The organism is Streptomyces sp. KL109B, assembly GCF_030766935.1.
Lineage (GTDB): Bacteria > Actinomycetota > Actinomycetes > Streptomycetales > Streptomycetaceae > Streptomyces.
This window is the reverse complement of sequence record NZ_JASERL010000001.1, coordinates 332,076-346,250: the sequence shown is the minus strand read 5'-3', so window position 1 is coordinate 346,250 and position 14,175 is coordinate 332,076. Positions and strand designations below refer to the sequence as shown.

The following is a 14,175-nucleotide window of genomic DNA, read 5'->3' as shown; positions in this document are numbered from 1 at the left end:
GCGGCCAGGGCGAAGGTCCCGACTGTGGACGCCTACGCGCCGACCCCCCGCACCGTGAACCCGATCACCGCTCCCCCGCCCTCGCGGTGGGCCGCGAACGGGGAGCCGCCGTGGGTTGTCGCCACCTCGCGGACGATGGACAGGCCGAGTCCGGAGCCGGGGAGGCTGCGGGCGGCGGGGGCGCGGTAGAAGCGGTCGAAGACGCGGTCCGTGTCGTCGGGGGCGATGCCGGGGCCGCGGTCCAGGACCTCCACACGGACGACGCCGCCCGGGGCGCCCGCGACGACGATCTCGATGGGGCCGGTGCCGTCGGCGTCGAACTTGGCGGCGTTCTCCACCAGGTTGGACAGCGCGCGCTGGAGCTGGGCCGTACGGCCCGCGATCGTCGTGTCGCCCTCGGAGCGCACCGTGACCGCGCGGCCCGTGCGGCGGCGGGCCGACGCCGCGACGTCCTCCGCGAGGCGTGCGAGCGCCACCTCGACGACCGGCTCGTCGTCCTCCTTGCCCGCCGCGAGGTTCACCAACTCGTTGACCAGGTCCGTCAGTTCGCGGGACTCGTCGGCCAGGTCGGCGACCAGTTCGGCGCGGGAGGCGGGCGGCAGCTCGTCGATGCGGCGCAACAGGGAGATGTTCGTACGCAGGGAGGTCAGGGGGGTGCGCAGTTCGTGGCCCGCGTCCTGGACCAGGCGGCGCTGGTCGTCCTTGGAGCGGGCAAGGCGCCCCAGCATCCGGTCGAAGGAGCGGCCCAGGCTGCCCACTTCGTCGCCCCCGGTGACCGGCACGGACACGTCGAGGCGTCCGGTCGACGCCACGTCCTCCGCGGTCTCGGCGAGGCGGACGAGCCGCGAGGTGATGCGGCGCGCCAGCCACCAGCCGAACAGGCCCGCCGTGAGGACGACCACGGCGGCGAACAGCAGCGTCCGCTTCTGCAACTCCTTCAGCAGGTCCTCGGTGTCGCTGAACTCCTGCGCCACCTGCACCGCGCCCCGGCCGTCGCCGAGCGCCACGGTCGCCATCCGGTACTCGTCGCCGCCGATCTCCACGTCGTCGTCCGCGTCGTGGGTGCCGGGGGTGTCCGAGGCGGCGATCCGGCGGCTGCCGGCGTCGACCGGGAGCGGCGGGCTGCCCTTGTCGACCACCGTGCCGCCACGGCCGAGGACCTGGACGTCGGTGCCGACGGGCCTGGTGAGGTCGTCGCGCGGCCCGTCGTGGTCCGGGTCGCCGGAGGTGAAGTCGGCGGGCGTGAGCGGGTGCTGGGTCACCTGCCCGCGCAGATCCGACACCACCTCGTCGAACACGGCCTGCTGGTCGACGCGGACGAGCCGGGCGGCGGAGTCGTAGGAGAGGAACCCGACGAGCGCGGTGACGCCGGCCGCGACCGTGGCGAACGCGATGGCGAGGGTGGTGCGCAGGCTGCGCGCGGGGCGGCGGGCGGGCCGTGCCGCGGGCTGCGTTGCGGGCTGTGCGGGGTGGTGAGCGGGGGGCCTGTGCGGTGCGGGAGTCCTGCGTGATGCGGGAGTCCTACGTGGTGCGGGGGGCACGTCACTCGCTCCTCAAGTCCCGCAGGACGTACCCCACACCCCGCACCGTATGGATCAGCGGCGCCCCCTCCGGCTCGTCCACCTTGCGCCGCAGATAACCCACGTACACCGCGAGGTTCTTCGAGCCGGGACCGAAGTCGTAGCCCCAGATGCGGTCGTAGATCGTGGCGTGGTCGAGGACGATGCCGCTGTTGCGGGCGAGGAGTTCGAGGAGGTCGAACTCGGTGCGGGTGAGCTCCAGTTCGCGGGCGCCGCGCCAGGCCCGGCGGGCGGCCGGGTCGATGCGCAGGTCGGCGGCCGTGACCTGGTGGTCGGGCGGCTCGTCCGGCGGCGGCGACGCGCGGCGCAGCAGGGCGCGCAGCCGGGCGAAGACCTCCTCCACGTCGAACGGCTTCGCCACGTAGTCGTCCGCGCCCGCGTCCAGGCCCGCGATCCGGTCGGGGGTCTCCACCAGCGCGGTCAGCATCAGGATCGGCGTGCGGTCGCCCTCGGCGCGCAGCACCCGGCACACCTGGAGGCCGTCGATGCCCGGCATCATCACGTCGAGGACGAGGATGTCGGGGCGGGCCCGGTGCGCCGCCGCGAGCGCCTCGACGCCGTCCGCGACGGCCGTCACGGCATAGCCCTCCAAGGTCAGGGCCCGCTCCAGCGCGTGCCGGATGGCCCGGTCGTCCTCGGCGAGCAGCACGGTGGGGGTGGCGGCGTCGGCGTGTGGCACGCAGCCCAGTGTGCCCCCTCGACCTCGGCGGATCGCCTGATCGGCGGTCGGCCGAAGGGCTTCTTACCCGGCTCTCACCCGCCCCGGAACACCGGCTTACCCACGGGAAGCAGGCTGTCCACGGACATCCCGGGGGATCACGGGACGCCGCTGGACAGCACGGACCCGCACCGTGCGCCGCCCGCCGGGGAAGGCCTTTGCACATGAAGATCGCGTTCCTGCTGCACAACGCGTACGCCATCGGCGGCACCGTGCGCACCACGCTCAACCTCGCCGCCGCGCTCGTCGAGCACGGCGGCCACGAAGTGGAGATCGCCTCGCTCTCCCGGCACCGGGAGACCCCGCGCTTCCCGGTCGACCCGCGCATCTCCCTCGTACCCCTGGTGGACGTACGGGCGGACGCCCCCGACACCCGGCAGCCCGCGTACGACGAGCCCGCGCGGCACTACCCGACCACCGACAAGCGCTACAAGCAGTACACCCACCTCCACGACATTCGCGTACGCGAATACCTGGAGGGCGGATGTGACGCCGACGTCGTCATCGGAACGCGCCCCGGCCTCAACGTCTACCTCGCCCAGTGGGCCCCGCGACGCGCCCTGCGCATCGCCCAGGAACACCTCCGCCACGACGCCCACAGCAGCAAACTGCTCAAGACCGTCGCCCGGCGGTACCGGGCGCTGGACGCGCTGGTCACGGTCACGAAGGAGGACGCGGAGGTGTACCGGGCGACCACCCGGCTGCCCGGGGTGCGGATCCTCTCCGTGCCGAACATCGTGCCGCCGTCCGCCGTGCCGCCCTCCGACGGCACCTCGACGATCATCGCCGCGGCCGGCCGGCTCGCCCCCGGCAAGCGCTACGACCTCCTCCTGGAGGCCTTCACCCCGGTCGCCGCCAAACACCCCGACTGGGAACTGCGCGTCTACGGCGGCGGCTCCCAGGAACCCCACCTGCGCGCCCTCATCGACGAGTTCGGCCTGCGCGGCAGGGCGCGCCTGATGGGGGCGGTGTCGCCGATCGAGCCCGAGTTCGCGCGGGCGTCGATCGTGGTGAGCGCGTCCGACGAGGAGTCGTTCGGGATGACGTTGGTGGAGGCGATGCGGTGCGGGGTGCCGGTCGTGAGTACGGACGCGCCGCTCGGCCCCGCCGAGATCATCACGGACGGCGTCGACGGGCGCCTGGTCCCCGTCGGCAACGCGCCCGCGCTCGCCGAAACCCTCATAGACCTCATCGAGGACGCGCCGGGACGCCTGGCCATGGGCACGGCCGCCCTCGCCTCCGCCCACCGCTACGACCCGGAGCCGATCGTCGACCGTTACGAGGCGCTGTTCGCGGAGCTGGCGGCGACGCGGGGGCGGCGCGCCTGGCTCAAGCGGAGGGCTCGCGCCGCCGCCTGGACCCGCCGCCAAGCGCGCCGCTTCCGCCCCCGCTAACCCCCACGCCCCCTTCCCCCCACGCCTCGGGGCTCCGCCCCGGCCCCTGCTGCTCAAGCGCCGCAGGGGCTCCAACATTCCGGAGCGCCACCCTCGGCCCCCTGCTGCTCAAACGCCGCAGGGGCTCCAACATTCCGGAGCGCCCCCCCGGGCCCCTGCTGCTCAAGCGCCGCAGGGGCTCGAAAAGACCGGGGCTCTGCCCCGTACCCCGCTCCTCAATCGCCGGAGGGGCTTGGAGTACCGGTAATCGCCGAAGGGGCCTGAAATGCCAGTAGCCGCCGAAGGGGCTCGAAATACCGGCAGTCACCGGAGGGGCTTGAAATGCGCGGGAGGGGGTGAGGACGTCAAGCGTTGGAGGGGATCGGCGGGGCGGAGCAATGCGGGTGGGGCAGGGAAATCAAGCCCCTGCGGCGATTGAGCAGCGGGGGTCCGGGGGCGGAGCCCCCGGGGGTGTGACCACGGGGGGTGTCAGGTTGCTCGGAGTGCGGCCAAGCGCTCCTCGAAGGGGACCACCTCGAACCCATCACCCGGTTCCACGGAGGTCACCGCCCCGTGGAGCGACCGCGGCGCAGCCCCACCCGCAACCGGCAGAGCCACAAGGCGCGCCAACTCCCCACCCGCACGGGCAATCCGCCCCGCAAGTCCCTCCCCACCCCAGTCCTCCGACGCCGCATACACAGCCGTAGGAAGGACAACGGCCCGCAGATACGTGAACAGCGGCCGCATCGCGTGCTCGGTGACCAGCGAGTGCCGCGCCGTCCCACCGGTCGCCCCCACCAACACCGGCTTCCCGGTCAGCGCATCCTTGTCGATCAGGTCGAAGAACGACTTGAACAACCCGCTGTACGACGCCGAGAACACCGGCGTCACCGCGATCACCCCGTCCGCCCCCGCCACCGCGTCAAGCGCCGCGGCCAGCCGCCCACCCGGAAAACCCGTGACGAAGTGCTGAGCGATCTCCGTCGCGTAGTCCCGGAGTTCGAGCACCTCGACCTCCGCGTCCACCCGCTCCGTGGTCGCGGCGGCCAGCCGATCGGCCAACAGCCTCGTCGACGACGGCGAACTCAGCCCCGCCGACACAACAACGAGCTTCATGCGCTCCTGACCTCCTCGTTCTCCTCACCCTTGGCAGCGACCCGCGCGGCGTGCGTCGGCGCGTCCGGCACGTTCGCCGGCCGCCCCTTCGCGAACTCCTCGCGCAGCACCGGCACGACCTCCTCGCCCAGCAGGTCGAGCTGCTCAAGGACCGTCTTCAGCGGCAGCCCCGCGTGGTCCATGAGGAACAACTGACGCTGGTAGTCGCCCACGTACTCCCGGAAGGACAGCGTCCGCTCGATGACCTCCTGCGGCGAACCGACCGTCAGCGGCGTCTGGGACGTGAACTCCTCCATCGTCGGGCCGTGCCCGTACACCGGCGCGTTGTCGAAGTACGGGCGGAACTCCCGCACCGCGTCCTGCGAGTTGCGGCGCATGAAGACCTGACCGCCGAGCCCGACGATCGCCTGCTCCGGCGTCCCGTGCCCGTAGTGGGCGTAGCGCTGCCGGTACAGGTTCACCATCTGCTTGGTGTGGGAGGCCGGCCAGAAGATGTTGTTGTGGAAGAAGCCGTCGCCGTAGTACGCGGCCTGCTCGGCGATCTCCGGCGAGCGGATGGAGCCGTGCCACACGAACGGCGCGACCCCGTCCATCGGCCGCGGCGTCGACGTGAACGACTGCAGCGGCGTACGGAACTTGCCCTTCCACGTCACCACGTCCTCGTCCCAGAGGCGGCGCAGCAGCGCGTAGTTCTCGATGGCGAGGTCGATGCCGTCGCGGATGTCCTTGCCGAACCACGGATACACCGGACCGGTGTTGCCGCGCCCCATCATCACGTCGACCCGCCCGTCCGCGACGTGCTGCAGCATCGCGAAGTCCTCGGCGATCTTCACCGGGTCGTTCGTCGTGATCAGCGTCGTCGACGTGGACAGGATCAGGTTCTCGGTGCGGGCCGCGATGTGGCCGAGCATCGTCGTCGGGGAGGACGGGACGAACGGCGGGTTGTGGTGCTCACCGGTGGCGAAGACGTCGAGGCCGACCTCCTCCGCCTTCTCCGCGATGGCGAGCATCGCCTTGATGCGCTCGTGCTCGCTCGGCGCGCGTCCGGTCGTCGGGTCGACGGTCACGTCACCGACGGTGAAGATCCCGAACTGCATGCCGCTCGCCGTGCTGGCCTTGCTCACCTTGCTCACCTTCCGCAGGTTGTTGACGCTTCAACTATACCTCCGGAACGGTGGCCGCCCACGAGCTATTCCCGGTGCCCGGACCCAGTGCCAAGACCCGGCGCTGATCCCCCTACGCCTCGTACGGATCCCGCCCCGTCGCCGCCAGCAGCCGCTCGAACTCCGACGCGTCGGCGCCGACCCGCGCCGGCTCCCCGAACACCCCCATCGCACGGGCCGTCGGCGACAACTCGGCCACCGCGTCCGCGAGCACCCCGACGACCTCGCCCGGAACCTCGTACGACTGGCCCGTGGCCCGCGCCAGGTCCCACGCGTGCACGGTCAGATCCAGCAGCGCCATCGACCCGACCAGCCGCGCGGGCATCCGCATCGCCCCGCTCTCCCCCTCCTCCGCGCCCGGCGTCGACCAGGCCGCCACCAGCGCCTCGACCTCCTTGTCGAACCGCTCCCGCCACCCGGCCTCCGCCACGTAGTCCGGCGTGGCGCTGAAGTCGGAGTCCTCCTTCACGGCGAGCTTCTGGAACTCGACGACCACGTGGAAGAGGTGGTTGGCCAAGGCCCGCGCGTCGTAGTCCGCGCACGGCGTGGGCGCGTCGAGAGCCTCGTCCTCGATACCCGCGACGACGGGAACGGCACGGGCCCCGGCCGCCGCGAGCAACGCCCCCAGGGCCTTCGCCTGCTTCTGGCCCTGGCTCTGGCCCTGGTCCTGGTCCTGCGTCTGCGTCTGCTTCTGGTTCGTGTCCATGTCTCGACGCTACGAGCGCGCGGCCCCCGCCCTCTTGAAGAAACGCGACGCCTGAGGAAACGCGAGGCCACCGCCGCTGTCAGCACCCCGCCGTACGATCCCCCCATGGACGACACCCGCGGGATCGTCGACCCCGCCGACCTGCTCACGCGCGTACGGCTGCGCCGCCACCAGCCCGCCGAGGCACTGCGTCCGTACATCGAGCACTACTGGTTCATCGACTGGGACCTCCCCGAGCCGTACACCTCCCACGTCCTGCCCCACCCCGCCGTCCACCTCACCTTCCAGCAGGACGACGCCGACGAGCCGCCGTACGGGGAGCTGACCGGCGTCGCCGCGCCCGGCCTCTACACGCGCAAGATCCATGGGCGGGGAAAGGTGTGCGGAGCGAAGTTCCGGCCGGGCGCCTTCCGGCCGTTCGCGCCGGACGAGCCGGTCGCGGCGTGGACGGGCCGGGTCCTGTCCTACGAGGACGTCTTCCCGGCCACGGACCTCGCCGCCGTCCTCTCCCCCGCCGCCGACGCCGACCGGATCACCACCCTCGACGCCTACCTGCTCCCCCTCGCCCCGCCCGCCCCCGACCCACAGGCCGAGCTCGCGGCCGGCCTCGTCGACCGGATACGCGCCGACCGCGGAGTCCGCCGCGTCGCCGACTTCGCCCGCGCCGAGGGGATATCGGTTCGGGCCCTGCAACGCCTCTTCCACGCGTACGTCGGCGTCAGCCCCAAGTGGTGCGTCCTGCGCTACCGCATCCACGAGGCCGTGGAAGCGGCGGGCACGCGCACCGACGTCGACTGGGCGGGCCTCGCCGCCGACCTCGGGTACGCGGACCAGGCCCACCTCGTCCGGGACTTCACGGCGACGGTGGGCGTGCCCCCGACGTCGTACGGACGCGGACGCTGAGGCCTGCGGCGCTACTTGGCGTGGTGGATCGCGTAGATCATCACGAACGCGACGATGTGGATGCCGAAGAGGAAGTACCCGAGGTACCACCACACGTAGCGCTCGCCGCGCTTCTCTTCCTTGCGGCGCCGGTCGTCGTACTCCCGCTGGAGCACGTCCAACGGATCGGGCGGGCCAGGGTGTTCAGGACTGCTCACGATGCACCTTGGTGTTCGACGCCTGGGCGCGCGGACGCACCACCAGCAGGTCGATGTTCACGTGCGGCGGGCGGGTCACGGCCCAGCCGATCGTGTCGGCGACGTCGTCCGCGCTCAGCGGCTCGGCGACGCCCTGGTACACCTTGGCCGCCTTGTCCTCGTCCCCGCCGAACCGGGTCAGCGCGAACTCGTCGGTCTTCACCATCCCCGGCGCGACCTCGATCACCCGCACCGGCGTCCCGACGATCTCCAGGCGCAGCGTCTCGGCGAGCACATGCTCCCCGTGCTTGGCGGCGACGTACCCGCCCCCGCCCTCGTACGTCGCGAGTCCGGCGGTCGACGACAGGACGACGACCGTGCCGTCGCCGCTGGCGGTGAGCGCCGGCAGCAGCGCCTGCGTGACATTGAGCGTGCCGATGACATTCGTCTCGTACATCTGCCGCCACTGCTCCGGGTCCCCGGTGGCGACGGGATCGGCGCCGAGCGCGCCCCCGGCGTTGTTCACCAGCACGCCGATGGTCTTGAACGCCGAAGCGAACTCATCAACAGCAGCCCGGTCCGTCACATCCAACGGATACGCGACCGCATCGTGCCCAGCAGCCGTGATCTCCTTCGCCACCGCCTCGATCCGCTCCTGCCGACGCGCCGTGAGCACCACCCGGTACCCCTCTGCGGCAAGCCGCCGCGCGGTAGCGGCACCGATACCGCTGCTCGCGCCCGTGACGACGGCGATACGTGAAGCGGGAGCGGGGGCCATGGTCATGCCCTACCTTTCGGCGACGATCCACTGAACGCCGCCCAGGGTACGCGCGGCACTCACACGGGTGACGCCGCTCGATCTCCCGGACGGGTGAGGAACACGCGGGCTAGCGTCACGAACGACAATCAAAAACTGAACGGCCCCCGGCGGGATTGCAGTCCCGGCCGGAGGCCTGACCAAGAGGAAGGCAACACTTCCCATGGCTGAACGCGAGCCTAGTGCTCACCACCAACTGGCGTTCGACGACCCCACGGGCTCGGCATCAGGGTTCATGGACCTTGAGGTGCCGGAGTACTCGTACATGTTCGGGTTCCTGCAGATGGACGGGCACCTCTCCCAACAATCGCGAGACCGGGGCCGACTGACTGTCGAGATCAATATCCGGGATGTCGACATCCTGCGCAGGTTCCAGGAACTGACGCCGTACAACAGCAGCATCAGGGAACGCGTCCGAGAGACGAACTTCGCCAGGTCCCACCACTCCGCGACCTGGTCCCTGTGCTCCCTGGAAGCGCGGATGAAGATCAACGAACTCGGGTTGCCTTACGGTCGCAAGTCCAAGCAGATCAAGCCCCCGCGCGGAGTGCCGTTCTCGCGCCCTGACTACCTGCGAGGCGTCGTAGACGCGGACGGGGCGGTGGGGTACACCGCGCAGGGCCTGCCCTTCGTCTCACTCACGACCGCGAGCACGGCGATCGCCGCGTACTTCTGCTTCTACACCAAGAAGATCACGGGCACTTCCCGTCACCCAGGCCGCAACCAGCGTGACTCCATCTATAACGTCACGTACTGGAAGGAAACCTCCCAAGCCCTGGCTTCCCATCTGTACTACCCGGGCTGCCTATCCCTGGGCCGCAAACAGGCGGCAGCCGACTCACTGCAGGGCTGGGTACGCCCGGCCGGCATGAAGGTCTCCCCCAACCGCCGCCGCTGGAAGGAGTGGGAGGACCGAGTCCTCCTCAAACACGGAAGCGATCTCACCTCTGCCTCTGAGGAGTTGGGGCGCTCCTATCAGAGCTGCAACCTACGGAGTTGGCGTCTGCGCAGCGGACAAGTGCCGATGCCCGGCTAGCTGGAAGGGCCCGAGTCGACGTCGGCTCGGGCCCTTCCAGCAGTTCAACCCTTTACGCACACAACCTGCTTGATCTTCGCCACGACCTCCACGAGATCGCTCTGCTGAGCCATCACCTGGTCGATGTTCTTGTAGGCTCCCGGAATCTCGTCCAGGACCCCCGAGTCCTTGCGGCATTCGACGCCCCGGGTCTGCTCCTCCAGGTCCCGCAGCGTGAAGTGCCGCTTGGCCGCATTGCGGCTCATCCGCCGCCCGGCGCCGTGAGAAGCGGAGTTGAACGCCTTGGCGTTTCCCAGCCCCTTCACGATGTACGAGCTGGTCCCCATGGATCCAGGGATGATCCCGTAGTCACCGGCCCCGGCCCGGATCGCCCCCTTGCGCGTCACGAGCAGATCCATGCCGTCGTACCGTTCCTCTGCGACGTAGTTGTGGTGACACGAGATCTCGGGCTCGAACGTCGGCTTGGCCTTCTTGAACTCCTTGCGGATCACGTCCTTGAGGAGCGCCATCATGATCGCGCGGTTGTACTTGGCGTACTCCTGAGCCCAGTACAGGTCGTTCCGGTACGCCGCCATCTGTGGGGTGTCCGAAATGAAGACCGCCAGGTCCCGGTCAACCAGACCCTGGTTGTGCGTGAGCTTCTGGGCGACCCCGATGTGGTGATCGGCCAGCTCCTTACCGATGTTCCGGGAACCGGAGTGCAGCATGAGCCAGACCGAACCCGACTCATCAAGGCAAATCTCCTCCAGATGATTTCCACTTCCGAGCGTTCCCATCTGTTTCCTGGCACGCTCGTGACGGAATTTGACCGAATCGGCCACCCCGCCGAACCGCCCCCAGAAGTCGTCCCACCCGCCGGTCGCGAACCCGTGCAGCCGCCCCGGATCCACCGGCTCGTCATGCATCCCCCGGCCCACCGGAATCGCCTGCTCGATCTTCGAGCGGAGGCGGGACAGGTCGCCCGGCAGGTCGTTCGCCGTCAGGGACGTCTTCACCGCGCTCATTCCGCAGCCGATGTCGACGCCGACCGCCGCCGGGCAGACCGCGCCCTGCATCGCGATCACCGAGCCGACCGTGGCGCCCTTTCCGTAGTGGACGTCGGGCATGACGGCGAGGCCCCTGATCCAGGGGAGGGTCGACACGTTGCGGAGCTGCTGCATCGCGCCGTCCTCGACCGTGGCCGGATCGGCCCACATGCGGATCGGGACCTTGGCGCCCGGAACCTCTACGTATGACATGAAATCCCCCGAGGATCGGATGAGTTGGTCAACAAGCGCCAACAGGCGCTGAAGAAATAGAAGTGGATGTAACGCAAATACCGTGCCCAGTACGGCAAATCGGATGCCGGACCGGCGTCCACGGCGGCGCGTGCGATACATATGGTGCCCACCGGCCGCCCCGCCGCGGCAACCGATTAACCAGGCGCAGCGCGCCGAGAGGAGCCTCAGGGTGCAGCGGAAGTCGTACGCGTTCGTACCGGGTGTCGCCGCGCTCCTTGTGGCCGTGCTCGCCGGCTGCAGCGGTGGCTCCGACGACGACGGCGGGGCCGAGGACTCGAAGCCGGGCGAGGCGAGCGCCACCGCCTCGGCCGCGGAGCCGGGCAAGTACCGGACGCTGCCGGAGCCCTGCAGCCAGCCCGATCAGGACACGCTCGACGAGATGCTGCCCGGCATCCGGAAGCTGCCGGACGCGGAGCAGCGGGAGAAGGCGTACGAGGGTGTGGCCACGGTCACGTACGACACGGACCGCCGTGTGGGGTGCCAGTGGAAGGACGACTCGGCGCGCGGCGGCACGCACCGGTTGAGCCTCGACTTCGAGCGGGTGGTGTCGTACGACACCGCGGTGAGTGACGAGGACCGTGCGGCGGCCGTGTTCGCGTCGAAGGTGGACGCGGCGCATCTGCCGGAGCCGGCGGCGACGGGGACGGCGACTCCGGACGAGTCGAAGGCATCGGCGTCCGCCTCCCCGTCGGACAAGGCGTCCGACAAGGCGTCCGACAAGGCGTCGGGCGACGCATCCGGGGCCGGGTCCCCCAGCGCCTCCGCCTCCACCTCCGCCTCCCCCTCCGGCACCCCCGCCGACCTCCGCCCCCGCCTCCTCGACGACCTCGGCGACGAGGCGTTCGTCGACGACGCGCTCGCGGGTCCGACGACCGCCCGGCACCGCACCGTGACTGTGGCGTTCCGCACGTCGAATGTGTTGGTGACCGTCCGGTACGAGGCGCAGCCGGCGACCGCTTCGAAGGTGCCGGACAGCAAGGAAATGCAGGACACAGCGCGGAATCTGGCCGAGAACCTGGTCGGCAAGTTCGGCGATTAGGGGCATTCGGGCACAGCCCGCGGGCATGGTGAACACGAGACGCGTGCGTCGGCTTCGGCGTACGGTGGCCCATCGGACCCGAGTCGTGAAGGTCGAATGGCCATCGCGTGTCGGGAACGTGGCCCCGTAAGCGTCCTAGTGAAGGAACCATGCACCGTCCGACCAAGCGACTCACCCGCACCCTTGTCTGCGCGGCCGCCGTGCCGGCGGTTCTCGTCGTAGCCGGCTGCTCGTCCGGTTCCGGTTCCGACAGCGCGAAGGACGACTCGCAGGCGAAGGCCTCGGCCTCGACCTCGGGCGCCAAGGCGAAGAAGGTCGCGCCGGCGACGTACAAGGAGCTGCCGCAGGCCTGCTCCGTGTTCTCGAAGAACACGCTGGGCGATCTGGTCCCGAAGGGCGAGAGCAAGGCGGGCGCGTCCGACGACGAGTCGACGCGCGCCAGCTGCTCCTGGTCCAGCCTGGACAACAACGGCGTGAAGGGCTCGCAGTTCCGCTGGCTGAATGTGTCGTTGGTCCGCTTCGACTCGGATGTGAACCGGGGCAGCGGCGACAAGCTGGCCGAGGGCTACTACGCGAAGCAGATCAAGGACGCCAAGGCGACCGAGGGCGCGAAGAACATCGACTCGACGTCCGTGTCCAAGACGGGCGACGAGGCGACGCAGATCAGCTACGACCGCAAGTACAAGGACAAGAAGGACGACGTCACGTCCAAGCAGCAGACGGTCGTCTCGCGCGTGGACAACGTCGTGGTGACGGTCGACTACAACGGCTCGGGTCTGGCGGGTGACGACGCCCCGTCCACGGCCACGCTGTCGAAGGACGCGCAGAAGGCGGCGAAGGAAGCGGTGGCGAAGGTCATCGAGTCCGGGTCCGGCAAGGGCGGCGACTCCTCCGGTTCGGCGAAGCCGTCGGCGTCCGCCTCGGAGTCGAAGAAGTCCGAGGACTCCAAGAAGGGCGCGTAACCGCGTCCCGCTCAAGCACCTGTTCGCAAGCCCGGTCCCCCGCGTGGGACCGGGCTTGCGTGCGTACCGGCCCGCGCCCTCCCGCGTGCATGTGCCACTCTGTTGGCCGCACCATGCCGAACTGGGAGGGGAACTGGAGTGGCCGCGCCACTGAAGTTGACACGGACGCACCGGATACTCGTGGGGGTGGTCGTCGCCGGAGCGGTGGTCATCGCCGCCATCGGCTTCGCCGGTTCGTACGCCGCCGTGCGGGAGTTGGCCCTGCAGAAGGGCTTCGGGAACTTCTCCTACGTCTTCCCGATCGGTATCGACGCCGGTATCTGCGTCCTCCTCGCGCTGGATCTGCTGCTGACGTGGATCCGGATTCCGTTCCCGCTGCTGCGGCAGACGGCGTGGCTGCTGACGGCGGCGACGATCGCGTTCAACGGCGCGGCCGCGTGGCCGGACCCGCTGGGCGTGGGCATGCACGCGGTGATCCCGGTGCTGTTCGTGGTGGCCGTGGAGGCGGCACGGCACGCGATCGGGCGGATCGCGGACATCACCGCGGACAAGCACATGGAGGGCGTGCGCATCACGCGCTGGCTGCTGTCCCCGGGACCTACGTTCCTGCTGTGGCGGCGGATGAAGCTGTGGGAGCTGCGTTCGTACGACGAGGTCATCAAGCTGGAGCAGGAGCGGCTCGTGTACCAGGCGCGGCTGCGGTCGCGGTTCGGGCGGGCCTGGCGGCGCAAGGCTCCGGTGGAGTCGCTGATGCCGCTGCGGCTCGCGCGGTACGGGGTGCCGCTCGCGCAGACCGCGCCGGAGGGGCTCGCGGCGGCGGGCATCGAGGCGCCGCTGCTGCCTGCGGCCCGGCCGGTCCCCGCGGTGGAGGCGGCCCCCGCGTCCGCGGAAGCGCCCAGCCAGTGGTTCGCCGAACCGCGCCCGAAGGAGTACCGCGGGGACTACGACCCGAACTTCGTGCCGCAGCCGGAGCCGGAACCCCCGGTGCAGCAGATCCCGGTGCCGCGTCCACGGGACCCGGAACCGGACTTCCCCGTGCCCAACGGGGCAGGCGGAACACGTCAGTTGGGCGAGGGCGCCCCGGAGAGCGCCGCGGCCCCCACCGACAACGAGCTGTACCAGGTGTGGCGGGGCTCGTTCGAGGGCGAGGGCGTGCCTACCCGGATGGCGTTCAGGCAGAACGTGGAGGCGCAGTACGGGGTGCGGCTGACGGACGACGAAGTGGAGCGGTGCATGGGCCAGTTCAGCGTCCGCTTCGATCAGGACCTCATGGGCGACTACGCGTAGGCGCTCATGCGTGAGGGGC

14 protein-coding genes are annotated in these 14,175 nt (G+C 70.3%); 6 read left to right on the top strand and 8 right to left on the bottom strand.

Features of this window, described 5'->3' with window-relative positions:
* Positions 1-32: 32 nt before the first annotated feature.
* Positions 33-1,412: a HAMP domain-containing sensor histidine kinase gene (locus tag RBJ65_RS01660; RefSeq protein WP_306321232.1), complete on the bottom strand. Its 1,380-nt coding sequence runs from the start codon at positions 1,410-1,412 to the stop codon at positions 33-35.
* A 130-nt stretch (positions 1,413-1,542) separates the two neighbouring features.
* Positions 1,543-2,259: a response regulator transcription factor gene (locus RBJ65_RS01655; protein WP_306321162.1), complete on the bottom strand. Its 717-nt coding sequence runs from the start codon at positions 2,257-2,259 to the stop codon at positions 1,543-1,545.
* A 203-nt stretch (positions 2,260-2,462) separates the two neighbouring features.
* Here RBJ65_RS01655 and RBJ65_RS01650 point away from each other — a divergent pair, with 203 nt between their 5' ends.
* Complete coding sequence (locus RBJ65_RS01650; RefSeq protein ID WP_306321163.1) at positions 2,463-3,692, top strand: glycosyltransferase family 4 protein; 1,230 nt, start codon at positions 2,463-2,465, stop codon at positions 3,690-3,692.
* A gap of 468 nt (positions 3,693-4,160) precedes the next feature.
* On the opposite strand, the gene RBJ65_RS01645 is transcribed toward RBJ65_RS01650, so the two are convergent.
* From RBJ65_RS01645 to RBJ65_RS01635, 3 genes are all read right to left on the bottom strand, one after another.
* Positions 4,161-4,787, bottom strand: coding sequence for an FMN reductase (locus RBJ65_RS01645; protein ID WP_306321164.1), 627 nt, complete (start codon positions 4,785-4,787; stop codon positions 4,161-4,163).
* On the bottom strand, positions 4,784-5,884 hold the full coding sequence (locus tag RBJ65_RS01640; protein ID WP_306321233.1) for an LLM class flavin-dependent oxidoreductase: 1,101 nt from the start codon (positions 5,882-5,884) through the stop codon (positions 4,784-4,786). Before RBJ65_RS01640 ends, RBJ65_RS01645 begins: the two co-directional genes overlap by 4 nt.
* Before the next feature lie 139 nt (positions 5,885-6,023).
* Positions 6,024-6,656, bottom strand: coding sequence for a TIGR03086 family metal-binding protein (locus tag RBJ65_RS01635; RefSeq protein WP_306321165.1), 633 nt, complete (start codon positions 6,654-6,656; stop codon positions 6,024-6,026).
* A gap of 105 nt (positions 6,657-6,761) precedes the next feature.
* On the opposite strand from RBJ65_RS01635, the gene RBJ65_RS01630 reads away from it, so the two are divergent.
* Positions 6,762-7,559 (top strand): helix-turn-helix domain-containing protein, encoded by a 798-nt coding sequence (locus RBJ65_RS01630; RefSeq protein ID WP_306321166.1) that lies wholly within the window; start codon positions 6,762-6,764, stop codon positions 7,557-7,559.
* 11 nt (positions 7,560-7,570) lie between these two features.
* Here RBJ65_RS01630 and RBJ65_RS01625 read toward each other — a convergent pair whose 3' ends face one another.
* Both RBJ65_RS01625 and RBJ65_RS01620 read right to left on the bottom strand, forming a co-directional pair.
* A complete protein-coding gene (locus RBJ65_RS01625; protein ID WP_306321238.1) occupies positions 7,571-7,756 on the bottom strand; it encodes a hypothetical protein in 186 nt (61 codons plus the stop codon).
* Positions 7,743-8,519: an SDR family NAD(P)-dependent oxidoreductase gene (locus RBJ65_RS01620; RefSeq protein WP_372341363.1), complete on the bottom strand. Its 777-nt coding sequence runs from the start codon at positions 8,517-8,519 to the stop codon at positions 7,743-7,745. The genes RBJ65_RS01625 and RBJ65_RS01620 overlap by 14 nt, the downstream gene beginning before the upstream one ends.
* Positions 8,520-8,715: 196 nt before the next feature.
* Here RBJ65_RS01620 and RBJ65_RS01615 point away from each other — a divergent pair, with 196 nt between their 5' ends.
* On the top strand, positions 8,716-9,588 hold the full coding sequence (locus RBJ65_RS01615) for a hypothetical protein (RefSeq protein ID WP_306321167.1): 873 nt from the start codon (positions 8,716-8,718) through the stop codon (positions 9,586-9,588).
* Positions 9,589-9,632: 44 nt separating this feature from the next.
* Here RBJ65_RS01615 and RBJ65_RS01610 read toward each other — a convergent pair whose 3' ends face one another.
* Complete coding sequence (locus tag RBJ65_RS01610; RefSeq protein ID WP_306321168.1) at positions 9,633-10,826, bottom strand: RtcB family protein; 1,194 nt, start codon at positions 10,824-10,826, stop codon at positions 9,633-9,635.
* Between the two features lie 211 nt (positions 10,827-11,037).
* Between RBJ65_RS01610 and RBJ65_RS01605 the strand changes: the two genes are divergently transcribed.
* The 3 genes from RBJ65_RS01605 (at position 11,038) to RBJ65_RS01595 (ending at position 14,156) form a co-directional block, all read left to right on the top strand.
* Positions 11,038-11,907, top strand: a complete 870-nt coding sequence (locus tag RBJ65_RS01605; protein WP_306321169.1) for a DUF3558 domain-containing protein — start codon at positions 11,038-11,040, stop codon at positions 11,905-11,907.
* A 149-nt stretch (positions 11,908-12,056) separates the two neighbouring features.
* A complete protein-coding gene (locus RBJ65_RS01600) occupies positions 12,057-12,869 on the top strand; it encodes a DUF3558 family protein (protein ID WP_306321170.1) in 813 nt (270 codons plus the stop codon).
* 138 nt (positions 12,870-13,007) lie between these two features.
* A complete protein-coding gene (locus tag RBJ65_RS01595; protein ID WP_306321171.1) occupies positions 13,008-14,156 on the top strand; it encodes a DUF2637 domain-containing protein in 1,149 nt (382 codons plus the stop codon).
* The last annotated feature ends 19 nt before the right edge of the window (positions 14,157-14,175 follow it).